This is a genomic window from Amycolatopsis nalaikhensis (assembly GCF_030264295.1).
Classification (GTDB): Bacteria; Actinomycetota; Actinomycetes; order Mycobacteriales; family Pseudonocardiaceae; genus Amycolatopsis; species Amycolatopsis nalaikhensis.
Map to the genome: position 1 here is coordinate 4,724,488 of NZ_CP127173.1, position 22,485 is coordinate 4,746,972.

Annotated in this window: 25 protein-coding genes; 11 read left to right on the top strand and 14 right to left on the bottom strand. The window is 72.1% G+C overall.

Annotation, left to right across the window (positions count from 1 at the left end):
• Window positions 1-60: 60 nt before the first annotated feature.
• The 4 genes from QP939_RS23285 to QP939_RS23300 form a co-directional block, all read right to left on the bottom strand.
• Window positions 61-477, bottom strand: coding sequence for a hypothetical protein (locus tag QP939_RS23285; RefSeq protein ID WP_285458932.1), 417 nt, complete (start codon window positions 475-477; stop codon window positions 61-63).
• Window positions 478-612: 135 nt separating this feature from the next.
• A complete protein-coding gene (locus QP939_RS23290) occupies window positions 613-1,332 on the bottom strand; it encodes a GntR family transcriptional regulator (protein ID WP_285458933.1) in 720 nt (239 codons plus the stop codon).
• A gap of 1 nt (window position 1,333) precedes the next feature.
• Window positions 1,334-2,080: a maleate cis-trans isomerase family protein gene (locus QP939_RS23295; protein WP_285458934.1), complete on the bottom strand. Its 747-nt coding sequence runs from the start codon at window positions 2,078-2,080 to the stop codon at window positions 1,334-1,336.
• Window positions 2,081-2,139: 59 nt separating this feature from the next.
• Window positions 2,140-2,880 carry a maleate cis-trans isomerase family protein gene (locus QP939_RS23300; protein WP_285458935.1) on the bottom strand — a complete coding sequence of 247 codons (741 nt, stop codon included), beginning with the start codon at window positions 2,878-2,880 and terminating at the stop codon, window positions 2,140-2,142.
• Between the two features lie 101 nt (window positions 2,881-2,981).
• Between QP939_RS23300 and QP939_RS23305 the strand changes: the two genes are divergently transcribed.
• Genes QP939_RS23305 through QP939_RS23315 form a run of 3 tightly spaced genes read left to right on the top strand, consistent with a single transcriptional unit; the run spans window position 2,982 to window position 5,675 of the window.
• Entirely contained in the window at window positions 2,982-3,980 is a 999-nt protein-coding gene (locus QP939_RS23305) for a D-2-hydroxyacid dehydrogenase (protein WP_285458936.1), read from the top strand.
• Complete coding sequence (locus QP939_RS23310) at window positions 3,977-5,359, top strand: amidase (protein WP_285458937.1); 1,383 nt, start codon at window positions 3,977-3,979, stop codon at window positions 5,357-5,359. Before QP939_RS23305 ends, QP939_RS23310 begins: the two co-directional genes overlap by 4 nt.
• A gap of 58 nt (window positions 5,360-5,417) precedes the next feature.
• Window positions 5,418-5,675: a hypothetical protein gene (locus tag QP939_RS23315; RefSeq protein WP_285458938.1), complete on the top strand. Its 258-nt coding sequence runs from the start codon at window positions 5,418-5,420 to the stop codon at window positions 5,673-5,675.
• Between the two features lie 2 nt (window positions 5,676-5,677).
• Here QP939_RS23315 and QP939_RS23320 read toward each other — a convergent pair whose 3' ends face one another.
• Window positions 5,678-6,349 carry an ArsR/SmtB family transcription factor gene (locus QP939_RS23320; protein ID WP_285458939.1) on the bottom strand — a complete coding sequence of 224 codons (672 nt, stop codon included), beginning with the start codon at window positions 6,347-6,349 and terminating at the stop codon, window positions 5,678-5,680.
• A gap of 56 nt (window positions 6,350-6,405) precedes the next feature.
• Here QP939_RS23320 and QP939_RS23325 point away from each other — a divergent pair, with 56 nt between their 5' ends.
• A complete protein-coding gene (locus tag QP939_RS23325; protein WP_285458940.1) occupies window positions 6,406-6,855 on the top strand; it encodes a MaoC family dehydratase in 450 nt (149 codons plus the stop codon).
• Here the strand turns inward: QP939_RS23325 and QP939_RS23330 are convergent.
• The 8 genes from QP939_RS23330 to QP939_RS23365 all read right to left on the bottom strand — a co-directional run bounded on the left by QP939_RS23330 (window position 6,818) and on the right by QP939_RS23365 (window position 13,083).
• Window positions 6,818-8,059 carry an MFS transporter gene (locus tag QP939_RS23330; protein ID WP_285458941.1) on the bottom strand — a complete coding sequence of 414 codons (1,242 nt, stop codon included), beginning with the start codon at window positions 8,057-8,059 and terminating at the stop codon, window positions 6,818-6,820. The two genes, QP939_RS23325 and QP939_RS23330, sit on opposite strands and share 38 nt — an antisense overlap.
• A gap of 52 nt (window positions 8,060-8,111) precedes the next feature.
• Window positions 8,112-8,624, bottom strand: coding sequence for an ArsR/SmtB family transcription factor (locus QP939_RS23335; RefSeq protein WP_285458942.1), 513 nt, complete (start codon window positions 8,622-8,624; stop codon window positions 8,112-8,114).
• A 47-nt stretch (window positions 8,625-8,671) separates the two neighbouring features.
• Entirely contained in the window at window positions 8,672-9,508 is an 837-nt protein-coding gene (pqqB, locus tag QP939_RS23340) for a pyrroloquinoline quinone biosynthesis protein PqqB (RefSeq protein WP_285458943.1), read from the bottom strand.
• Complete coding sequence (gene pqqE / locus QP939_RS23345; protein WP_285458944.1) at window positions 9,505-10,569, bottom strand: pyrroloquinoline quinone biosynthesis protein PqqE; 1,065 nt, start codon at window positions 10,567-10,569, stop codon at window positions 9,505-9,507. The genes pqqB and pqqE overlap by 4 nt, the downstream gene beginning before the upstream one ends.
• Complete coding sequence (gene pqqD / locus QP939_RS23350; protein WP_285458945.1) at window positions 10,560-10,826, bottom strand: pyrroloquinoline quinone biosynthesis peptide chaperone PqqD; 267 nt, start codon at window positions 10,824-10,826, stop codon at window positions 10,560-10,562. The genes pqqE and pqqD overlap by 10 nt, the downstream gene beginning before the upstream one ends.
• Window positions 10,823-11,515 carry a pyrroloquinoline-quinone synthase PqqC gene (pqqC, locus tag QP939_RS23355; protein ID WP_285458946.1) on the bottom strand — a complete coding sequence of 231 codons (693 nt, stop codon included), beginning with the start codon at window positions 11,513-11,515 and terminating at the stop codon, window positions 10,823-10,825. The genes pqqD and pqqC overlap by 4 nt, the downstream gene beginning before the upstream one ends.
• Window positions 11,516-11,602: a pyrroloquinoline quinone precursor peptide PqqA gene (gene pqqA, locus QP939_RS23360; protein ID WP_043776987.1), complete on the bottom strand. Its 87-nt coding sequence runs from the start codon at window positions 11,600-11,602 to the stop codon at window positions 11,516-11,518. It lies immediately after the preceding gene.
• A gap of 116 nt (window positions 11,603-11,718) precedes the next feature.
• Window positions 11,719-13,083, bottom strand: coding sequence for a WS/DGAT/MGAT family O-acyltransferase (locus tag QP939_RS23365; protein WP_285458947.1), 1,365 nt, complete (start codon window positions 13,081-13,083; stop codon window positions 11,719-11,721).
• 80 nt (window positions 13,084-13,163) lie between these two features.
• Here QP939_RS23365 and QP939_RS23370 point away from each other — a divergent pair, with 80 nt between their 5' ends.
• From QP939_RS23370 to QP939_RS23395, 6 genes are all read left to right on the top strand, one after another.
• Window positions 13,164-14,342, top strand: a complete 1,179-nt coding sequence (locus tag QP939_RS23370) for an NAD(P)/FAD-dependent oxidoreductase (RefSeq protein ID WP_285458948.1) — start codon at window positions 13,164-13,166, stop codon at window positions 14,340-14,342.
• A gap of 72 nt (window positions 14,343-14,414) precedes the next feature.
• Complete coding sequence (locus tag QP939_RS23375; protein WP_285458949.1) at window positions 14,415-16,010, top strand: thiamine pyrophosphate-binding protein; 1,596 nt, start codon at window positions 14,415-14,417, stop codon at window positions 16,008-16,010.
• Window positions 16,007-18,040 (top strand): hydantoinase/oxoprolinase family protein, encoded by a 2,034-nt coding sequence (locus tag QP939_RS23380; RefSeq protein ID WP_285458950.1) that lies wholly within the window; start codon window positions 16,007-16,009, stop codon window positions 18,038-18,040. The genes QP939_RS23375 and QP939_RS23380 overlap by 4 nt, the downstream gene beginning before the upstream one ends.
• The gene (locus tag QP939_RS23385) at window positions 18,037-19,737 is read left to right on the top strand and encodes a hydantoinase B/oxoprolinase family protein (RefSeq protein WP_285458951.1); all 1,701 of its coding nucleotides are present in this window, start codon (window positions 18,037-18,039) and stop codon (window positions 19,735-19,737) included. The genes QP939_RS23380 and QP939_RS23385 overlap by 4 nt, the downstream gene beginning before the upstream one ends.
• 1 nt (window position 19,738) lies before the next feature.
• The gene (locus QP939_RS23390; RefSeq protein ID WP_285458952.1) at window positions 19,739-20,524 is read left to right on the top strand and encodes an SDR family NAD(P)-dependent oxidoreductase; all 786 of its coding nucleotides are present in this window, start codon (window positions 19,739-19,741) and stop codon (window positions 20,522-20,524) included.
• Window positions 20,525-20,528: 4 nt separating this feature from the next.
• Complete coding sequence (locus tag QP939_RS23395) at window positions 20,529-21,206, top strand: GntR family transcriptional regulator (protein ID WP_285458953.1); 678 nt, start codon at window positions 20,529-20,531, stop codon at window positions 21,204-21,206.
• Here the strand turns inward: QP939_RS23395 and QP939_RS23400 are convergent.
• Entirely contained in the window at window positions 21,161-21,412 is a 252-nt protein-coding gene (locus tag QP939_RS23400; RefSeq protein WP_285458954.1) for a hypothetical protein, read from the bottom strand. The genes QP939_RS23395 and QP939_RS23400 overlap by 46 nt on opposite strands.
• An 85-nt stretch (window positions 21,413-21,497) precedes the next feature.
• Here QP939_RS23400 and QP939_RS23405 point away from each other — a divergent pair, with 85 nt between their 5' ends.
• Complete coding sequence (locus QP939_RS23405) at window positions 21,498-22,472, top strand: ArsR/SmtB family transcription factor (RefSeq protein WP_285458955.1); 975 nt, start codon at window positions 21,498-21,500, stop codon at window positions 22,470-22,472.
• The last annotated feature ends 13 nt before the right edge of the window (window positions 22,473-22,485 follow it).

Here is a 22,485-nt window from a genome sequence, read left to right on the forward strand (position 1 = left end):
AGGTGGCGGTCACGCATGACGTCCCTCAGGGAACGCGCGCATGCTGTCCCGGGACGCCTTTTACAGTACGCAACCCGCTTCCGGACCGAAGGCGCCGACGGGTTCACCCGCAGCACCGCCCCACACGACCAGCCGACCGCGTTCGGGCCGGCGGTGACCGAGGCGGAGCCGTGGGCCCGCGAAGAACTCGCCGACCACGGTCTCGACAACGCCGGCGGATCGACGACATGGGAACTCTCGGACAACGGGCTGGCCTTCACCGGCGACCAGCCCCTGCGGACCTGGCTCGCCACCACCCTCGCCGATCTCGAAGACCTGCTCGAGCAATACCGGCAGAGCCTCGATGGTCAGACGCCTCAGCAGGGCGACGACGCCCGGCCCGAAGCCGTTCCCGCCGCCGGACCTCGCCGGCCCAGCGGCGTGACCACCCCGGCCGGTCTCGGCGACCGGCGTGGTCGCCTTCGTCGGCTGTTCCATCGTTCTCGGACCTGCCTGGGGCGACCAGGTCACCGTAATGATCGGCGACACGGTCGCCCGCTACCAACGCCTCACCAACACCGAACTGTCCGAGAAGCCCGGGGACAGCACACGGAACGCGCGTCGGCGTTCCGCTCACGCGTTGCCCGGCACCGGCGGGGCGTGTCCTTCCTTGAGACTGGTCCCGGGCGCGAGCCGCTGCACGGCGTCCTCCATGTGGGCCTCGAGGAGCGCAAGCGCCGTCTCTTCGTCTCCGTCGCGAAGGGCCTGAATGAGCTTCGTGTGCTCCTCGACTCGTTCCTCGACCCGCTGGTAGGTGCCCTGCAGCGCCGTCAGGCACATGCGCGTCTCGATGAGGAGGGTCCGGGCCATCCGGACGAGCCGCTTGCTGCCGGAGGCGTTGATAAGGGCCTCGTGGAACTTGAGATCCGCGGTGGAGAGCGCGTGCGGATCATCTTCACTGGCGGCGGTGGCCATCTCCGCGACGGTGTGTTCGAGCAGGGCCGCGATCCGGTCGCGTTCTCCGCCGCGCAGGGCGCGGAGCATGGCGGCGCGTTCGATCGCCGAGCGCGCCGCGTAGATGTCGTAGACGTCTCCGGGCTCGAGATCGATGACGAAGAGCCCGCGGTGCCGTTCACTCCGGAGGAGCCCCTCGGAGACGAGATGCTGCATCGCCTCCCGAAGCGGCCCCCGTGACACCTGGAACCGCGCGGCGAGCTCGGTCTCGCCGAGCTGGGTGCCGGGCGGGAGGGCGCCGGTCATGATCGCGTCGCGCAGCTGGCGCGCGATGACCGCGGCCGTCGACTCGCGGCTGACCGGTTCGATCTCGGGCAGCATGCCCGGTGGCAGGGCCATGTCAGGCGCTCCCGCCCGGTAGGTGCCGGAACAGCGCGCCGAGCGAGCGGACGAGACGGTGCTGGCCGGTCAGGCGCAGGCCTTCCCAGACGGTGACCTGGTTGGCGGTCAGCACGGGCTTCTTCAGCGCGGCTTCGATGGCGTTGATCTCGCCGAGGGTGCGCATGGCGGTGTCCGGCACCAGGACGGCGTCGGCGTCCGGGTGGTCGTGGCGCACGGCGAGCTCGACCACGGCTTCCGGTGCCATCGCCCCGACCTCGGCGGCCGTGATGATGTCGGCGCTGGCCATCGAGACGACCTCGATGCCGCCCGCCTTCAGGAAGTCGACGAACAGCCGGGCGATGTCGTCCGGGTAGCTGGCGGCGACGGCGACCCGCTTGACGCCCAGCGCCCGCGCGGCGTGCACGAACGCGAAGGAGGTGCTCGAGGCCGGCACCCCGGCGACGGCGCCGAGCCGGTCGGCCTGGTCCTGGGCGCCGTCCCAGCCGTAGACGAAGCTGCCGCTGGTGCAGGCCCAGATGACCGCGTCCGGCTCGTGCTTCTTGAGCAGGGCGGCACCGTCGGCGAGGCGGGTTTCGCTGCCGAGGTCCAGCAGTTCGGCGACCGCGTGCTTGTCGGTGCCGTAGATGTGCTCGACCGCGAGCCGGATGTCGCCCTCGTCGGCCGCCACGCCGCCGAGCAGCTGCTCGGCCAGCGGGTAGTCGTCTTCGGCCGCGTGGTCGGGGTAGATGAAGCCGATGGTGGTCACGGAACCTCCGGAGGGACGCAAATTGTCGACAATCCTAGAGGGCTGGTCAAGGAATACCTTCACGACACGTCACGAAGCCACTTCCCGGGTCCGACGATGGGCAGGTTCATCCGGCGCAGGCACGCCCACATGGTCAGCTGGTTGGCCGTGAGCACCGGCTTCCCGAGTGCGGCTTCCAGCGGCTCGATCAGGTCGTACGTGGGGAGGTTGGTGCAGCTGACGAAGATCGCCTCGGCGTCGCCGTGGTCCGCGGCCAGGATGCGCTCGGCGATGGTCCGGTAGCTGACCTTCCAGATGCCGCCGCCCAGCCCGAGGTGGTCGCTGGCGACGGTCTCGACCTTCAGCTCGGCGAGGAAGTCGTGCAGCGCGCGGGTGAGGTCGGCGTCGTACGGGGTGAGCACCGAGACGCGGTGCAGGTCGAGCTGCTGCAGCACCTCGGCCAGCGCGCCCGAGGTGGTGACGGCGTCCGGAGCGCCGGCATCGCAGATCGCCTTGGTCAGCGAGCGCTCGTAGTCGACGCCGTTGACGAAGCTGCCCGACGTGCAGAGGTAGGCGACGACCTCGGGCTCGACGTGCAGCACGTCGCGCGTCGCGCTGGCCAGGTGGTGGCTGTCGCTGACGAGGCGGGCCATCTCCATGCTGACCGGCACGGGCTCGTACGGCGTGCGGGCGAGGTGGAGGGACACCTCCATCGGCACCCAGCGCCAGAGCTCGCGCTCCAGCGCGAGATCGAACGGCGCGATGACCCCGATGCCGCGTTGCGCCAGCGGGCCCTCGAACGCCAGGAAGTCGAAATCCAAGGCTCAGCCTCCGGAATACGTCTGTACTTGACACGTCCGGTGCTCCGGGGGTCGTTCCTCGGATTGTTGACAATCATACGAGTGACTTTTACCGTGTCAACGTGATCGCCTCGGAAACCCAGGAAACCCCGGTCCTGGCGGTGCTCTGTGGCGAGTCCCGCCCACCGGACATGCGTGCTGTCGAATCGAGGGCCGTCGTGCGTTACACGGACGCGGCCGGCCTGTCCGATGCTTTGTCCGGAGCGGACGCGCTCTTCGTCTACGACTTCCTCTCCACGGCCGTCCCCGGGGCGTGGCACGCCGCCGACCGCCTGCGCTGGCTGCACATCGCGAGCGCGGGCGTCGACCCGGTGCTGTTCCCCGGGCTGGTCGAGAGCGACGTGGTCCTGACCAACTCGCGGGGCGTCTTCGACGACGCCATCGCGGAGTACGTGCTGGGCGTCGTGCTCGCCTTCGCCAAGGACTTCGCGCGCTCGCACGACCTGCAGCGCGAGGGCCGCTGGCTGCACCGCGAGAGCGAACGGATCGCCGGACGCGAGGTCGTGGTCGTCGGCACCGGGCCGATCGGCCGGGCGATCGCGCGGCTGCTGCGCGCGGCCGGGATGCGGGTGAGCGGCGCCGGGCGCCGGGAGCGCACCGGCGATCCCGACTTCGGCGTGGTGCACGAGTCCTCGCGGCTCACCGAGTTCCTGCCGGCCGCGGACTACGTCGTGGCCGTCGCTCCGCTGACCGAGCACACCAAGGGCATGTTCGACGCGCGCGCGTTCGCGGCGATGAAGCCGTCGGCGCGGTTCGTGAACGTCGGGCGGGGCGAGCTGGTCGTCACCTCCGACCTGGTCGAGGCGCTGCAGAACCGGGTCATCGCCGGGGCCGCGCTCGACGTCTTCGACACCGAGCCGCTGCCGCCGGACAGCCCGCTGTGGAGCATGCCGGACGTGCTCGTCTCGCCGCACATGTCCGGCGACTTCATCGGCTGGCGGAACACGCTGGTCGAGGTCTTCACCGAAAACTTCCGCCGCTGGCAGGCTGGGGAGCCGCTGCGCAATGTCGTCGACAAGACGCTCGGCTACGTGCCGTCGGGGAACCAGGGAGCCGGATGAACGACAGGATGCTGACCGCCAGCGAGCTCGTCGCCGCCTACGCGACCGGTGAGCTGTCACCGATCGAGGCGACGCAGAACGCGCTGCAGGCCATCGAGGCGCGGGACGGCGAGTGCAACGCCTACTGCCTCGTCGACGCCGACCGGGCGCTGGAACAGGCGAAGGCGTCCGAGATCCGCTGGCGGGACGGCAACCCGATCGGCTGGCTCGACGGGGTGCCGTCCTCGATCAAGGACATGTTCCTGACCCAGGGCTGGCCGACCGTCCGCGGCTCGAAGAGCATCGACCCGAACCAGGCGTGGGACGTCGACAGCCCGGTCGCCGCGCGGATGCGCGAGGCGGGCCTGGTGGTCCTGGGCAAGACGACGACGCCCGAGATCGCCTGGAAGGGCGTCACGGACAGCCCGTTGTGCGGCATCACGCGCAACCCGGTGGACCCGTCGAAGACGGCGGGCGGCTCGAGCGGCGGCAGCGCCGCGGCCGTCGCGGCCGGGATGGGCGAGCTGTCCGTCGGCACGGACGGCGGCGGCTCCGTGCGGATCCCGGCGTCGTTCTGCGGGATCGTCGGGCTCAAGCCGACGCACGGCCGGATCCCGCTGTACCCGGCGAGCCCGTTCGGCCCGCTCTCGCACGCCGGCCCGATGGCGCGCTCGGTGGACGACACCGCGTTGCTGCTGGACGTCCTGTCGATGCCGGACCACCGCGACCCGGCCGCGCTGGCGCCGCCGGTGGCGTCGTACCGCGAGGCCGTCCGGCGGGACGTGCGCGGCCTGATCGCGGCGTTCTCGCCGACGCTCGGCTACGTCGAGGTCGACCCGGAGGTGGCCGCGATCGTCGCGGACGCCGTGCGCGCGCTGGGCGACGCGGGCTTGCACATCGAGGAGACCGACCCCGGGTTCGCGGACCCGAAGGGAGCGTTCGACATCCTGTGGTCGTCGGGGGCGGCGAAGCTGCTCGACACGTTCCCGCCGGGGTCCGAGGAGCGGACCGACCCGGGCCTGCGGACGGTCTGGGAGCTGGGCCACACGTGGTCGGCGAGCGACTACCTCGACGCCACCGCCGAGCGGGCCGCGCTGGGCATCCTGATGGGCGAGTTCCACACGCGCTACGACGTGCTGATCACGCCGACCGTCCCGATCCCGGCGTTCGAGGCCGGGCACAACGTGCCGCCGGGCAGCGGGATGAGCGAGTGGCCGGAGTGGACACCGTTCACCTACCCGTTCAACATGACGCAGCAGCCGGCGATCAGCGTGCCGGCCGGGCACACGTCCACGGGCCTGCCGGTGGGCCTGCAGATCGTCGGGCCGCGGCACTCGGACGACCTCGTGCTGGCCGTGGCGAAGCTGCTGGAGGAAGTGCGGCCCTGGGCGCCCGCCTGACCACACTTGAGGGTGAAACCGGGGCCGGAGCGCGGGAAGCTGTGCCACTGTCGGCCGGGTGAAAGCTCAAGGCTGGCGGTACGAACGAGCCATCCCCACCACGGACCCGGCCGGGCAGCCGACGCGCGTGGTGGTCGGCTTGATCGAGCAGGGCGACAGGCTGTCCGCGGCGCTGAGGATCGACGACGGCAAGGCTGCTCTCGTTCCGCTGGAAACGGGCGGCGAGCTGCTGAAGGCCCTGCGCGAGACGCTGGAGAACTGGTGGCGGCTGGAGGGCCATCGCGACTTGACGCCGGAACCCCGCGCGGGACGCTGAGGTCAGGCGATCCCGAGCTCGCCGAGCTGTCGACGCCCGGCCGGAGTCACGCGCAACGCCCGTCCGCCCGGGCGGCGGCGCACCCAGCCCTGCGCGAGCAACGAGCCGAGCAGTGCCGTCCCCAGCGAGCCCGCGAGGTGCGCCGTTCCGTGTGACCAGTCGAGGCACGCGCGCACCTGCGGCCCCGGACCCGGCAGCGCCGCGATCCCGAGCGCGGCCAGCAGCGGGTGGTCGAACGTGCGCACGGCGCCGGTCTCGCCGGGGGCCAGGTCGTCGACGACGCCGTCCTTGCGCAGCACCACCGCGACGTCGACGCCGAGCTGCCCGGCCAGGTGGCCGTAACACGCGCGGGCACGCAGCAGCGGACCCGTCGGCGGGGAAGGCTGCAACGGTGCGGGCAACCGGGGCGGCGCGAGTGCCGCCAGCGCCTCCACGACGTCGGCCACCTCCGGACCGGCGAGGCGGTGCAGACGTCGGCGGCCCGCGTCGGTCGCCACCACCAGGCCCGCGTCGCGCAGGCGGTGCAAGTGGGCGCTGGCCGTCGAGGGCGCAACTCCGGCGACCGCCGCCAAGGCGCGGGCGGAATGGGCGTCGCCGTCCATCAGCTGCAGCAGCATCGCCGCCCGGGCCGGTTCGCCGATCGCCTGGGCGACCGTGGCGATGTCGGGCTCCATTCCGGCAGCGTAACCGTTCGCTCCGGGGCGAACGGTTTCTGTGGCACGCTGCCGCCATGACCGATCGCTACTTCGAGGACTACGTCCCCGGCGTCACCTACGACTGCGGGAGCATCGAGGTGACCGAAGCCGAGATCCTCGAGTTCGCCCGGCGCTTCGACCCGCAGACCTTCCACGTCGACCCGGTCGCGGCGGTGGACGGGCCGTACGGCGGGCTGATCGCCAGCGGCTGGCACACCGCGAGCCTGATGATGCGCCTCTACGCGGACAACTACCTGTCCCCGGTGTCCAGTTTGGGCAGTCCGGGGGTCGACGAGCTGCGCTGGCCGCGTCCGGTGCGGCCGGGGGCCGTGCTGAGCCTGCGCGCCACAGTGCTCGAAGCGCGGCTTTCGCGGTCGAAGCCGGACCGGGGGCTGGTGCGCACGCGCGCCGAGTTCGTCGACGCCGAGGACGAGGTCGTCTTCAGCGCTAGTCTGCTGAACTTCTTCCTGGTGCGCCCGGCCTGACCGGCGCGTGGCGGACCAGGCCGCGCACGCCCGGGTTCGCCAGCACGAGCGCGGTCGCGCCGACGACCAGCGCCGCGCCGCCGAGGAGTGTCGCCTCGCGGCCGGCGTGTTCGGCCAGTGGGCCCGCGATGATCTGGCCGAACGGCATCGCGACGAACGAGCCGAGCATGTCGTAGGAGTAGACACGCGCGAGCTTGGCGGGCGGGATGTTCTCCTGCAGGGACACGTCCCACGCGACGGAGAACTGCTCGATCGCCACACCCGAGAGGAACATCGCGAACAGCAGCGGCAGCAGGTACGGCGTCTCGCCGAGGGCCAGCATCGGGAGCGCGTCGACCATGATCAGCGCGACGCCGACGAGCAGCATCCGCCGGGGCTGCCAGCGTGCCGCGACGAGGCCGCCGAGCAGCGACCCCGCCGTCTGGACGGCGAGGGCGATGCCCCAGCCGGTGCGGCCGAACGTGTCGTCCGCGACCAGGGGGCCGACCACCAGGAGCGCGCCCGCGTTCACCGCGTTGACCACCATGAACTGCAGCACCACCAGCCACACCCACGACCGCGCGCGGAACTCCCGCCAGCCCTCGGCCAGCTCGGCCAGGGGGCGGCTGCCGGGAACGCGTTCGCCGCGCGGCAGCCGGATCCGCCGGTAGGACACGGCGGCGGCGAGGAACAGGACGGCGTTCCCGGCGAGTGCCCAGCCGGAACCGGCGAACGCGACGAGCACCCCGGCGAGCCCGGCTCCGGCGATGCGGCCGGTGTTGGAGAGCAGCCGGACGAGCGCGTTCGCCTGGGCGAGCAGCGGGGTGGGCACGGTCAACGGGGTGAGCGAGGCGGCCGCGGGCAGGGAGATGGCCGAGACGGCGCCGTTGACGAGGCTGAGCCCGGCCAGCAGCGGGATCGAGGCGAATCCACAGAGGACGCTCGCGGCGATGACGGCCTGGGTGAGGGCGGCGGCGGTTTCGGTGCCCTGCAGGATCACCGACCGCGGCAACCGGTCGGCGAGCATGCCGCCGAAGAGGATGAGCAGCACGTTGGCGAGCGACCGCGCCCCGACGACGAGGCCGAGGTCCACGGCCGACCCGGTCAGGTCGACGACGGCGAAGGCGAGCGCGAAGGGCGCGACGGCGTTCGCGAAGTCGGCGAAGGTCCGGCCGGTGACGAGGGCTCTGAAGCGAGCTTCGCGCAGTGGGGCGAGGAGTGTCATCGGAGTGGGTCCGGTTCGGGGTGGGAGCGGAGGTTTGCGTGATTGGGGCGCCTCACTCCGGCTCCTGCGTCAGCTCGAACAGCGCAAGACTCGCGCTCACCCGCACGCTCCCGGGCGTCCTCGGGGGCTGGGCCGCCGCGTGGAGGCGCTCGCTCAACTTCGTCGCCTCGCTCAACAACTCCGCCCACACTTCCGGGTCCACCCACAGCTCCGCGTCCGTCAACGACGCCGGGCGCTCCGGCGCGCGCTCGACAGCCCGGCGCAGCAGTTCGCCCGCGATCGCCTTCGTCAGCAGCTTTTCCTCGCCCGGGTCGCGCGTCGTCAGGCGACGGCCGGAGTCCGGGAGGTGCCGGTAGCGCTTCGCCCGGCCGCCGCGGATGGACACCTCCTCGGCCACCTCCACCAGGCCCGCTTCGTGCAGGCGGCGCAAGTGGTAGCTCACGTTCGCCTGCGTGTCGCCGAGTTCGCGGGCCGCCTCCGCCGCGCTCAACGCCGCTCCTGTCAACAGGGACAGGATCCGCAAGCGGAGCGGGTGGGCCAGCACCCGCAGGTTGTCGTGGGGCATGGGGCCAGTCTCGCACTACCGTCAAAGAGTTATTTGGGGGTAGGCGCCTACAGCGTGTACTCCGTGCCGTCCGGGGGCAGCGACGCGCCGGACGCCCGCACGGCGGCGTGCTCGGGCGACGCCGGGTCCAGCGCCGGGTTCGTGTTGTTGATGTGCGTGAACGCCCACCTCGGCCCCGGGTGCGCGGCGATCCGGGCCAGGCTCGTGGTGATCGGCAGGTGTCCCATCGCCAGCTGGTCCGGCCCGCCGACGCCCGCCATCTCGTCCGGTGCGTAGAACGTTCCGTCCAGCAGCACGAGGTTCGCGTCCGCCACGAACGCGTCGAACCCGGGTGGCCAGCTCTTCAGGCACGGCGCGTACACCAGGACTCCGCCCGTCGCGGGGTCCTCGATGCGGTACGCCACCACCCACGGTCCGTCCTGAGTGGACGACACGTACTTCGGCTTCTTGTCGCTCACCGGCAGGACTGAAACCCGCAGGCCCGGAACGTCGAACGTGGACGTCCAGGCCGAGCTGCCGTAGCCGTCGAGGATCGCGCGCAGCGGGGACAGCCCGTGGAGCACCGTCTCCGGTGCGGACACCGGGAGGCCGCCGCCTTCGCGCAGCATCAGCAGACCCAGGGAGTGGTCCAGTTCCGCGTCCGTGAGCAGCACTCCGCGCACCGGCGTCTCGCGCGGGCCCGGCCCGGCTCGCAACGCCGGAGTCCCGAGGATCTGCGCGCGGATGTCCGGCGAGCAGTTGAGCAGGTACCAGCCCGCGCCGTCCGCGCTCACCGCGACGCAGTCCTGCGTGCGCGGCTCGAGCCCGGCCGTGCACAACGCGCACGCGCAGTTCCACTGGGGACAGCCGCCGCCCGCCGCCGTGCCCAGCAGCACCACCCTCACCGGCGCATCACCAGGTCCGACGTGCCGGGCCGGGTCAGGATCAGGTCGACGACCTCGCGGTGCGGGGACCGCGAACACACCGGGTCGGTCGCCGCGGCGTCGCCGGTGAGGAGGAACGCCTGGCAGCGGCAGCCGCCGAAGTCGACGCCCCGGCGGTCGCACGTGCGGCACGGCTCGCTCATCCAGTCCTCGCCGCGGTACGCGGTGAACGACGGCGAATCTCGCCAGATCTCGGCCAACGGCGTCTCCCGCACCGAGGACAGCTCCAGCGTCGAAATCGCCGACGCCGCCGGGCACGGCAGCACCGTGCCGTCCGGCGCGACGGTCAGCTGCCGCGCGCCCCAGCCGTGCATGCACGGCTTCGGGTACGGCTCGTAGTAGTCCGCGACGACGTAGACGATCTCCATCGTCCCGCGCAGCCGTTCGATCGCCGCGCGCACGATCGGCTCGGCGGCCGCGAGCTGCTCGCGCGTCGGCATCAGCGCGTCGCGGTTGCGCAATGCCCAGCCGTAGTACTGGGTGTTCGCCAGCTCCAGCCGGTCCGCGCCCATCCGCTCGGCCAGCTCGATGATGCCGGCGACTTGGTCGTGGTTGCGGCGGTGCAGCACGACGTTCAGCGTCAACGGCAGCCCGGACGCCTTGACCAGCGCGGCCGCGGCGAGCTTGTGCTCGAACGCCTTCGCGCCCGCCAGCTGGTCGGCGCGCTCGCGCGTCGCGCCCTGCGCCGACAGCTGGACGTGCGCCAGCCCGCGCTCCACCAGATCGGACAGCCGCGCGGACGTCAGCCCGAGCCCGGAAGTGACCAGGTTGACGTAGCAGCCGAGCGAACTCGCGTGCGTCACCAGCTCCGGCAGGTCCGGCCGGGCCAGCGGTTCGCCGCCCGAGAGGTGCACCTGCAGCACGCCCAGCTCGCGCGCCTGCGAGAACACCGACAACCAGTCCGCTGTGGACAGTTCGGCGTCGCGCGTGGTCAGCTCCACCGGGTTCGAGCAGTACGGGCAGTGCAGGGGACACCGGTGGGTCAGCTCGGCCAGCAGGCCGAGCGGCGGGCTCACGTCCACGCGACGACCCGCCGTTCGCCCAGCCGGTTCAGCACGGCGAGGACGTCGTCTTCCCGGACGCCGGAGTAGCGCTCTCCCAATACCGTGGTGATTTCGGTGACGGACCGGGCGCCGTCGCACAGCTCGAGCACCGCGGCCGCCGTGGCGTTCGGGACCAGGACCCCTTCCGGGAACAGCAGCACGTGCGTCTCCCGGACGTGGTCGAAGGACAGCCGCACGCCGCGACGCAGCCGCGGCACGGACGTCACCGTGATCATCCCGCCGCCCGTTCGATCGCGTCGAGCATCGACCACAGCACGTCGCACTTGAACGCCAGCGCGGCGATCGCGCGGTCCTGCTGTTCGCGCGTGACGCAGTGGCGGACGACGATGTCGAGGGTGTCCTTGCCCTCGCCGGAAACCTTGTCGATCCGGTTGGTGAAGTAGGTGAGGTCTTCGCGGGCGATCCAGGCGTAGTTCGCGAGCATGTCCGCCACCCGTCGCTGCATGAGGTGCCCGGCGAACATCTCCGTGAGCCCGGAAGCGACGGCTTCCCACCACGGTTTCGTCCGCGCGAACGTCACGTACGCGTCGACGGCGAACCGAACGCCGGGGACGACGTGGCGCTCGTCGAGCACCTCTTCGCGGTCCAGCCCCACCGCCGTGCAGAGCCGCAGCCAGCGTTCGGTCCCGCCGGTGCCTTCGCACGGTCCGTCGTGGTAGACGATCCGGTCGAGCCAGGCGCGGCGGATCTCCGGCAGCGGGCAGTTGCCGATGATCGCCGCGTCCTTCTGCGGCAGCAGGCGCTGGTAGTACCAGCGGTTCGCCGCCCAGATCCGCAACCCGCGCTCGTCGAGTTCGCCCGTGTGCAGCCGGTGGTGGAACGGGTGCGTTCCCCAGTACCGGTGCGAAAGCCCGCGCAGCTCGCCGATGAATGCGCTTTCGGGAAGCGGCGGCGCGACGGACATTCAGTCCGCCATGCGAGCCGCGTAAGCGGTCACCTCCATGGGGGTTTCGTACTCGACGAAGTCCGGAGTGGTCCATTCCTCGGTCATCGCCTGCTCCTCTCGCCGGTGCTGGTCACCGCACCCTAGAAGCGCGGCGGGGCGGCGGGCCAGAGCCGTTCGGAAAGATTCCTTCCGATGGCGGAGCGGAGGTTTCGCTGAGCGGGCTACCGGACCGCGGCTTCCAGCTCCACCAGCGCCGTGTCCAGGTGCGACAGGATGCGCTGCAGGTGCGGGACGCTGCGGCGGCAGCCGGTGACGCCGAAGTCGAGGTTGTCGCCGTTGCTGGTCAGCGTGATGTTCACGGCCTGGCCGTCGAGCAGCACCGACGCCGGGTAGATGCCGTCGAGCTGCGCGCCGTTCCAGTACATCTGCTTGCGCGGCCCCGGCACGTTCGAGATCACCAGGTTGAACGGCGGCCGCGTGTTGTTGACGACGCCCGGGATCGGCGAGACGCCGAGCTGCGCGACGTTCACCGCCGAGAGCAGCAGCGTCTGCAGCGGCGTCAGCTCCGAGAACAGCCGCTTGCCGTTGCGCATCGACTGGTGGATCGTGACGAGCCGCTTGCCCGCGTCCGGCAGGTCGGTCGCGAGGTTGCAGAGCAGCGCGCCGATGTTGTTGCCCGCGGCCTCGCCGGGGTCGTTCTGGCGGCGCAGCGACACCGGGACCATCGCGATCAGCGGCGCGTCCGGCAGCGCGCGCTGCTCGATGAGGTAGTCCCGCAGCGCGCCCGAGCACATCGCGAGCACGACGTCGTTGCGCGATACCCCGGCGGCCGTGGCCACCTTGCGGACCCGCTCCAGCGACCACGACTGCGCCGCGAACCGGCGCGCGCCGCCGATCGGCACGTTGAACATCGTCTTCGGCGCCTGCCCCGGCAGCGTCAGGGTGTGCTCGCCGAACGCTTCCCGCGCGACCTTCATCGCCGCCGGCGCCAGCCCGGCGAGCTGGTTGATCGACCGGCTCGCGGTCTGCAGGAACGAGCGCGGCCGCTTGGCGCGTTCCTCGCCCGGCTTGCGGCGGCTGCCCCACCACGGCGGGCAGTCCAGGTCCGCGGGGTCGTCCGAGAGCGTGCCCTGCAGCTGGCGCAACGCCGAAACGCCGTCCATCAGCGCGTGGTGGACCTTCGTGTAGACGGCGAACCGGCCGTCGGCGAGGCCCTCGATGAGGTGGGTCTCCCAGAGCGGCCGGTGCCGGTCGAGCAGGGTGCTGTGCCAGCGCGACGTCAGCTCCAGCAGCTCGCGGACGCGGCCCGGCTGCGGCAGCGCCGAGTGCCGGAAGTGGTAGTCGAGCTCCAGCTCGGCGTCGGTCGTCCAGGCCACGTGTCCGATCGTGTTGACCGGCCGTCCCGGGCGGCGGCGGAACACCGACCGCATGTTGTCCGACTCCAGCAGCGAAGTGCGGACGTCGCGCAGGTAGTCCGGGCCGGCGCCGTCGGGTTTCTTGAACAGCTGCAGGCCACCCACGTGCATCGGATGCTCGCGCGTTTCGACCAGGAGGAACATCGAGTCGGTCACGGGCATCATCGCCATGGGACATCACCTTCCGCACTCGGCACGCCGACTCTACGCGCTCGGCGGCCGTAGGTGGATCACGTTCTACATTGGCGAGTATGACCGGGTCCGGCGCGCGGGAAACGTCGTTGCCACCGATGGCCGAATGCGTGGTGATCGGCGGCGGGGTGATCGGGGTGAGCTGCGCGTTCCGCTTGGCGGAAGCCGGCGTCGACGTCCTGCTGCTCGAACGCGGCGAGCTGGGCGGGGGTTCGACGGCGAAGGCCGCGGGCGGCATCCGGTCGTCGTTCACCAGCCGCGTGAACGTCGAGCTCGGGCTGCGCGGGCTCGCCGCGTACAGCGCTTTCTCCCGCGACTTCGGGACCGAGATCGACTTCCGCCGCGACGGCTACCTCTACCTGGTCAGCGACCCCGCCGACGTCGCTGCAATCGGACATTGCGCGGAGCTGCAGCGCGAGTACGGCGTCCGCAGCCACCTGCTGGAGCCCGCCGAAGCGAAGCGGGTCATGCCGCTGCTGGACACGTCCGGGATCGTCGCCGCGCTCTGGTCGCCGGACGACGCGAAGGCGACGCCGGACGCCGTCGTCCAGGGTTACGCGAAAGCCGCGCGGGCGTGCGGCGCGCAGCTGCGCACCGGTGTCGAGGTCACCGGGATCGAGCGGGACGGCGACACGCTGACCGGCGTCGTCACCAGCGCCGGGGTGGTCCGGACCGGCGCGGTCGTGTGCGCGGCGGGCGCGTGGTCGGGGCGGATCGGCGAGCTGGCCGGGCTCGACCTGCCGGTGCGGCCGTTCCGGCGGCAGGTCGTCTTCACCGGGCCGGTGCCGGGTTTGCCCGATTGCGTGCCGCTGACGATCGAGCTGCCCTCGGCGTTCTACTTCCACCGCGAGGGTCCGGGCCTGGCGATGTCGTTCAGCGAGGACGACGGCTTCCCGGGCTTCGGCACGCACTACGAAGCGGGCGACTGGCTGCCGCGGCTGGCCGAGCTGGCGGGCCGCCGGATCCCGGCCGTGCTCGACGCCGGGATCCGCACCGCGTGGGCCGGGCTGTACGAAGTAACGCCGGACCGCAACCAGATCATCGGGGAAAGCGTCCTGCTGTCGCGGTTCTTCTACGCGACCGGTTTCTCCGGGCACGGGTTCCAGATGGGCCCGGCCGCCGGAGAGCTGGTGCGGGACCTCTACCTGGGGCGCCCGACGGCGGTGGACATCGCCGGACTGGATGTCCGGCGGTTCGAAAACGTCGATACCGCACCGGTCGAGCACCACATCGTCTAGGGGCCGATTGCCAGATCGTTCAACGATCTGGCAGTATCCGGCGCCGTGGCTGTGAGTGGTGCTCGGGAGCTGGTGGACGCGCTGAAATCGCTGGGGACCGAGATCGTCTTCGGGCTCCCGGGCGTGCACAACCTGCCCCTGTGGGAGGCGTTGGGCGAAACCGACATCAAGCTCGTCGGGGTCCGGCACGAGCAGACCGCCGGGTACGCGGCCGACGGCTACGCGCGCGCCACCGGCAAGCTCGGCGTCGCCCTGGTCACCACCGGTCCGGGTGCCGCGAACACCCTCGGCGCGGTCGGCGAAGCCATGGCGTCCGCCGCTCCGGTGCTGGTCGTCGCCACCGACATCCCGTCGACGCTGCGGCGGCCCGGCGTCGTCCGCGGCGTGCTGCACGAGACGTCCGACCAGCAGGCGATGTTCGCGCCGGTGACCAAGGGCGGCTTCACCGTGCGCGCGCCCGACCAGATCGGCACCACCGTGCACCGCGCGGCCCGGCTCGCGCTGCAGCCGCAGAGCGGCCCGGTCTACCTCGGCGTGCCGACCGACTACCTGCGGCAGACCGTGCCGCACCGCCGTCCGCCCGCGCCGCACCGCAAGCCCGACGGCGACGTCCCCGACCTCGCGCGGGCCGAGGCGTTGCTGTCCGACGCGCGGCACCCACTGATCTGGGCCGGTGGTGGCGCGTTGCGTTCGGGCGCGGGCGAGGCGATCGGCGCGCTCGCCGAGAAGCTCGCCGCGCCGGTGATCACGACGTTCGCCGCGCGCGGCCTGCTCCCGCTCGACCACCCGTGCCTCGCGCCGAACCCGGTGCACACGCCGGAGGTCGGCGAGCTGTGGGACGAGGCCGACGTCGTGCTCGCGATCGGCACCGACTTCGACGGCCTGATGACGCAGAACTGGCGGATGCCCAAGCCGCCCAAGCTGATCGCGGTCAACGTCGACGCCGACGACGCCGCCAAGAACTACGTGCCGGACCTGACGCTCGTCGGTGACGCGCGCGGGATCGTCGAGCGGCTGCTGCCGAAGCAGCGGCCGGGCCTGGACGACATCACGCTGCGGCTCGCCGGGATCGGCCGCCGGGTGCGCCAGCGCGTCCGCGACGAGGAACCGCAGGCCTACGACCTGCTGTCCACTTTGGACGAGGTGCTGCCGACGGACGCCGTGCTCGTGTCGGACATGTGCGTCGCCGGGTACTGGGTCGGCGGCTTCCACCGGGTCCGGGCGCCGCGCAAGCTCGCCTACCCGATGGGCTGGGGCACCCTCGGCTACGGCTTCCCGGCGTCGCTCGGCGCCGCGGCGGCGGGCACCGGCCGCGCCATCTGCATCACCGGCGACGGCGGCTTCCTCTACGGCTGCGGCGACCTCGCGACGCTCGCGCAGGAGCAGCTGCCGGTCACGGTCGTCGTCGTCGACGACGGCGGCTACGGGATGCTGCGCTACGACCAGGACCGGGAGGGCCTGCCGCACCGCGGGGTCGACTGGGACAGCCCGGACTTCGTCGGACTGGCCCGGTCCTTCGGGGTGCACGCCGAGCGCGTCTCCGGCTTCGGGCGCGCGTTCCGGCGGCTGCTCGGCGAGTTCGTCGAGTCGGACGAGCCGAACGTCCTCGTCGTGCGGGCGCGGCTGAAGCCGCCGCTCAACACGTCGCCGCGGTGGTACCGGACATGAGGATCGGCGTCGACATCGGCGGCACGTTCACCGACCTCTGCGCGGTGGACGCCACCGGGATCGTCGCGGTCGGCAAGGTCCTGACCACGCACGACGAACCGGCGCGCGCGGTCGAGGACGGCCTGGCCGCGCTGCTCGCGGACGCCCGGATCGCCGCCGCCGACGTCGAGCAGGTCGTGCACGGGACGACGCTGGTCACGAACGCGCTGATCGAGCGCAAGGGCTCGCGGACCGCGTTGCTGGCCACGGCGGGCTTCCGGGACGTCCTCGAGATGCGCCGCGAGCACCGGTACGAGCTGTACGACCTGCGCATCGAGCTGCCCGCGCCGCTGGTGCCGCGGCACCTGCGCTTCGACGTCCCGGAGCGGATCCTCGCCGACGGGTCCGTCCACACCGGACTCGACGAGGACTTCGTCGCGCGGCTCGGCCGGGAGCTGGCCGCGCGCGGGATCGAGGCGGTCGCGGTCTGCTTCCTGCACGCGTTCACGAACCCGGCGCACGAACGGCGGGCGGCCGAGATCCTCGCCGACGTCGCTCCTTCGCTCAGAGTGGCGCTGTCCTCCGACGTCGTGCCCGAGATCCGCGAGTTCGAGCGCGCGTCGACCACGGTCGCGAACGTCTACGTCCAGGACCTCACCGAGCGCTACCTGCGCGACCTCGAACTTCGGCTGCACCGGCTGGGGATCACCCGCGCGCCGCACATCATGCTGTCCAACGGCGGACTGGCCACAGTGGACACCGCGGCCCGGCACCCGATCCGGATCCTCGAGTCCGGCCCGGCGGGCGGCGCGCTGGCCAGTGCGACACTGGGCCCGCCCGACTTGCTGGCCTTCGACATGGGTGGCACCACGGCGAAGCTGTGCCTGATCGCGGGCGGTGCGCCGCTGGTGACGCACCAGTTCGAAGTGGACCGCAAGTACCGGCTCCTGCCGGGCTCCGGGCTGCCGGTGCAGGTGCCGGTCACCGACATGATCGAGATCGGCGTCGGCGGCGGGTCGATCGCCCGGATCGACGCGCTCGGCTTGCTCACCGTCGGCCCGGATTCGGCCGGGTCCGAGCCCGGCCCGGTCTGCTACGGCCACGGCGGCACCGAACCCACGGTGACCGACGCCGACCTCGTCCTCGGCTACCTCGATCCGGCCTACTTCCTCGGCGGCGGCATGCGCCTGGACCCCACCGCCGCGAGAGCAGTGCTCCGCGAAAAGATCGCCGATCCGCTCGGGGTGAGCGTCGAAGAAGCCGCGTGGGGCATCCACACCAGCGTCAACGAGGACATGGCCAACGCCGCGCGCGTGCACGCCGTCGAGCGTGGTCAGGATCCGGCGAAGCTGCCGATGTACACCTTCGGCGGCGCGGGCCCGGTGCACGGCGTCGGCGTCGCGCGGGCGCTCTGCGCGCCGTCGGTCGTGGCCCCGCCCGCGGCCGGGGTGCTCAGCGCGGCCGGGTTCCTCACCGCGCCGCTGGCGTTCGACTTCGTGCGGTCGGCCCGCGCGGCCGTGCACGATCTGGCGTGGGAGCAGGTCGACGCGCTGTTCGCCGAGATGGAAGCCGAGGGCGCGGCCCTGCTGGCGAAGTCCGGAGTGGACGACGTCACGCACCGCCGGGTCGCCGAGATGCGGTATTCCGGGCAGGGCTACGAAATCCGCGTCCCGGTGCGCGGCGGCCGCTGGCCCGACACGCTGATCGACGAGTTCACCCGCACCTATCGCGCGCTCTACCGGCGCACCGGGCCCGAGGTCGGCGTCGAGGTGCTGAACTGGCGGGTCGTGTCGAGCGGCCCGAAACCCGAGGTCACGCTGCGCTTGGCGGCGGCAGGAACCCCGGGAGACGCCCGGAAGGGCACCCGCCCGGCCTACTTCCCGTCGACAGGGGGATTTGTCGACACGGCCGTGTTCGACCGGTACCGGCTCCAGCCGGGCGCACGGGTCGACGGACCGGCCATCGTGGAGGAACGCGAGTCCACCGTGGTCGTCCCGCCCGGCGCGCACTGCGTCGTCCGGGACGACGCCGCGCTGGAGGTGACGGCGTGAGCGTCGACCCCATCGTCGTCGGGCTGTTCGGCAACCGGCTGCACTCGATCCTCGCCGAGCAGCAGAACGCGCTGGTCAACACGGCCTTCTCGGCAGTCGTGCGCGAGTCGCTCGACCTGGCCTGCGCGGTGTTCGACTCGCGCGGCGAGATGATCGGCCAGTCCGTCGGCGGCACGCCGGGGCACATCAACGCGATGGCGACCGGCATGCACCACTTCGTCGCCGCCTACCCGCCGGACACCCTCGAACCCGGCGACGTGCTGCTCACCAACGACCCGTGGCAGACCGCGGGCCAGATCAACGACATCACCGTCGCGACGCCGGTGTTCCGGCACGGCAGGCTGGTCGCGTGGTTCGCGTCGTGCTGCCACGCGCCGGACATCGGCGGACGGCTGGTGTCGGCCGAGGCGCACGAGGTCTTCGAGGAAGGCCTGCGGCTGCCGATCCTGAAGTTCCTGCGCGCGGGCGAGGTCAACGTCGACCTGGAACGGCTGATCCGCGCGAACGTGCGCACGCCGGAGGAGACCATCGGTGACCTGTACGCGCAGGTCACCGGCAACGAGGTCGGTGCGGCGAGCCTGCTGAAGCTGCTCGACGAGTTCGGTCTCGACAGCCTCGACGACGTCGCCGCCGAGATCATGAACCGCTCCGAGAAGGCCCTGCGCGACGCGCTGCGAGAACTGCCGGACGGCGTGTACACCAACGAGATCGTCACGGACGGCTTCGAGGACGAAGACGTCGTCCTGCGCGTCAAGGCCACTGTGGACGGTGACGAGATCCACCTCGACTTCGCGGGTTCGTCGCCGCAGAGCCGTCGCGGAATCAACGTCGTGCTGAACTACACCCGGGCGTACGCGTCGTTCGCGGTCAAGGCGGCGATCTCGCCGGAGGTGCCGCACAACGCCGGGTCGTTCCGGCCGGTGCACGTCACCGCGCCCGAAGGCTCCGTGCTGAACTGCCGGCCGCCCGCGCCGGTCGCGTCCCGGCACCTGATCGGGCACTTCCTGCCGTCGCTGCTGATCGGCGCGCTGCCCGGGGCCGCGATCGCGCCGAGCGCCGACGCGCTGTGGATGACCATCTGGCGCGGGCCCGGGTTCATGCTCAACGTCTTCCAGACCGGCGGGATGGGTGCGCGGGCGGACAAGGACGGGCTCAGCACCACGGGATTCCCCAGTGGACTGCGTTCGACGCCGACCGAGGTCATCGAGACGATGGCACCGCTCGTCCAGCTGTCCCGCGAACTGCGCACCGACTCCGGCGGCGCCGGGAAGTTCCGCGGCGGCCTCGGACAGGTGACCACGATGGGGGCACTCGGCGTGCCTTCCTGGAGCGTCAACGGGAACGTCGACCGCGTGCGGGCCGCGGCGTCCGGAGTGGACGGCGGGCACGACGGCGCGGTCGGCCGGTTCGGCCTGCACGGCGGACCGGACCTGCCCGCGAAGAGCCGGGTCACGCTGGCCACCGAGGCCGTCGTGGACGCGACGCTGCCCGGCGGCGGTGGCCACGGGCGGCCGCGCGAACGGCCGGTCGCGGCGGTCCTCGCCGACGTCGTCGAGGGCTACGTCTCGGTGGCGGCGGCGCGCGAGGTGTACGGCGTCGAAGTCCGGTACGTCGGCGACCCGGACGCGCTCGTCCGGCTGCCGGCGGACTACGCGGTGGACGAAGAGCGGACAGCACGACTGAGAGCGGGGAACTGACATGGGCCGGTTGGCTGGCAAGGTGGCGGTCGTCTTCGGCGGCGCGCGGGGGATCGGCCTCGCCACGGTGAAGGAGTTCCTCGCCGAGGGCGCGACGGTGTTCGCGTCCGACATCCGCGAGCCCGCGGAAGCCCTCGACGGCTACCGGCACGAAATAGTGGACGCGACCGACGAGCGCGCCGTGGCGGCGTTCGTCGACGGCGTCATCGCCGAAGCGGGCCGCATCGACGTGCTGTTCAACAACGTCGGCATCCACCTCGGCAAGCCGCTCGTCGACACGACGCTGGCCGAGTTCGACAACATCTTCGCGCTGAACGTGCGCGCCGCCTTCCTCGGCACGCGCGCCGTGCTGCCGCACATGCTCGAGCGGAAGTCCGGCAGCATCATCACGACGTCGTCCAACGGCGGCGTGATGGGCCGCCCCGGCGACCCGGTGTACAACGCCACCAAGCACGCGCTCGTCGGGCTGACCAAGTCGATCGCCGTCGCGCACGCGCACCAGGGCATCCGGGCCAACACCGTGAACCCGGGCGCGATCGACACGGACATGCTGCGCAGCACGCTCACCTCGCCGGAGGAGTTCGAGACCAAGCAGCACCAGCTCGTCGCGAGCACGCCCGCGGCACGCGTCGGCGAGGCCTGGGAAGTCGCCAAGGCGGTCGTGTTCCTGGCCAGCGACGAGTCGAAGTTCGTCAACGGCGTCGTCCTGCCGATCGACGGCGCGAAGGCCGCGGGCGCGATGCCGGGCAACCGGTACAGCCTCGAGTTCGAACTCGGCGTCAGGTAGCGCCGTGTCCGTCGATGCCTCGGGGCTGGAGAGCGAGCGGCACCTGCTCGAGCGCAGCGGCACGGCCGAACGGGTCGCCGCGATCCTGCGTCAATACATCACGGACGGCGTCTTCGCCCCCGGTGAACGGCTGTCCGAGCCGGTGATCAGCTCGGCGCTCGGCGTCTCGCGCAACACGCTGCGCGAGTCGTTCCAGCTGCTGGCCCACGAGCGGCTGGCCGTGCACGAGCTGAACCGCGGCGTATTCGTGCGCGAGCTGACCACCGACGACATCGAAGACCTCTACGTCGTGCGCCGCGCCACCGAGTGCGGGGCGTTGCGCCGCGCCGCCGAGCTGGCCACTGTGGACCTGTCCGGGCTGGAGCGGGCGCTGGCCGACGGGCGTGCGGCGGCCGCCGCCGAGGACTGGCCGTCGGTCGGCACCGCCAGCATCCACTTCCACCAGGCGCTGGCGGACCTCGCGGGCAGCGAGCGGATCTCGGCGACCATGCGCCAGGTGCTCGCCGAGACCCGGCTGTTCTTCGTGCTCAACGAAAACACGCGCGAGTTCTACGAGCCGTTCCTCGACTGCCACGAGCGGATCCTGCGCGACCTGCGCCGGGGTCGCTTCGCCGCCGCGGAGGCCGCGCTGGACCGCTACCTGCGCGACGCCGAAGCCCGGTTGCTGGAGCTGAGCGCGTAGGGGAACGCCACCGTGAACGCGAACGGCCGGCGCGAAGTCGTCGGCCGGTAGGTCCCGTCGGCACCGGCCGACCAGCCGACCCAGGCGATCGTGCGGACGACGGTGCCCACGACGACCGGGTCGGCGGGCCGGGCCTCGGCGCCCGGTGCCGAGGCGAGGAGCACGACGGCCACGGCGGCGACGATCGTCGTGCGTCCGGTGAACACGACCCCACTCAACCGGCTCGGCGGCGCCGGGCGGAAAGGATTCGAGCCGGTTCAAATCGGCCGCCGCGGCTGTTACCGTCGGGCGGTGTTCACCCTGCGGGTCGACGCCGAGACGGTGGCGAGGACGAGGTTTTCGCCGTCACCGGCGGCGGAGTCCCTGGCCTGGCTGAAGCTCGCCGCCGGCCCGGGGCGCCACCCGGTGTTCGGGGACCCGGGCCCGCTCGCCCGCGCGGCCCTCACCCACCCGGACGTCGCCCTGCTCCTGGACCTGCTGCCGCGCACCGGCGAGGTCTACACCCCCGACCTGCTCACCCCGCAGCCGGGCACCGCCACCCGGCCCGGCGACCTGCTCGACGAACAGCTCGCGCGGATCGAGGCGGCCACCCCGGACGACGTCGAAGAGCAGGTCTTCGCCTACACGCGGGTGCACTGGTCCAGGCCGGTGCCGGTCGAGGCGCGGCGGAGCGCCGAGTCGGGGACGATGCCCCGGCGCCTGGCGAACGGGCTCGCCCGGTTCTGGCGCGACGCGCTGGCCGAAGACTGGGCGGGCCTGCACTCGGTCGTCGACCGCGATATCGCCCACCGCGCGAAGACCATCACCACGCGGGGCATCGGCGCGGCGCTCGGCTCGCTGCACCCCACCATCGGCTGGACGGGCGACGCGATCACCCTCGCCAAGCCGTTCGACGGCGAGGTCGACATTTCGGGACGGGAGCTGGTGCTCGCCCCCGGCGTGCTCAGCTGGCCCGGCACCAGCATCCAGATCGACGTGCCGGGCCAGGTCGTCCTGTGCTACCCCGCGTACGGCGTCGGCGCGGGCGACGCGCGACCCGGGCCGATCGCGGCGGTGGTCGGGACCGCCCGGGCGGCGCTGCTGGCGGACCTCGAAACCGCGCGGTCCACCGCGGAGCTCGCCGCCCGGGCCGGGTACGCGCCGGGCACCGTCTCCTACCACCTCACCGCGCTGCACCGCGCGGGCCTGGTCAGCAAGGTCCGGGACGGGCGGTACGTGCTGTACCGGCGGACGCCGCAGGCCGCGGTGCTGCTGGAAGGCGCCTGACCCAGCCCATCGG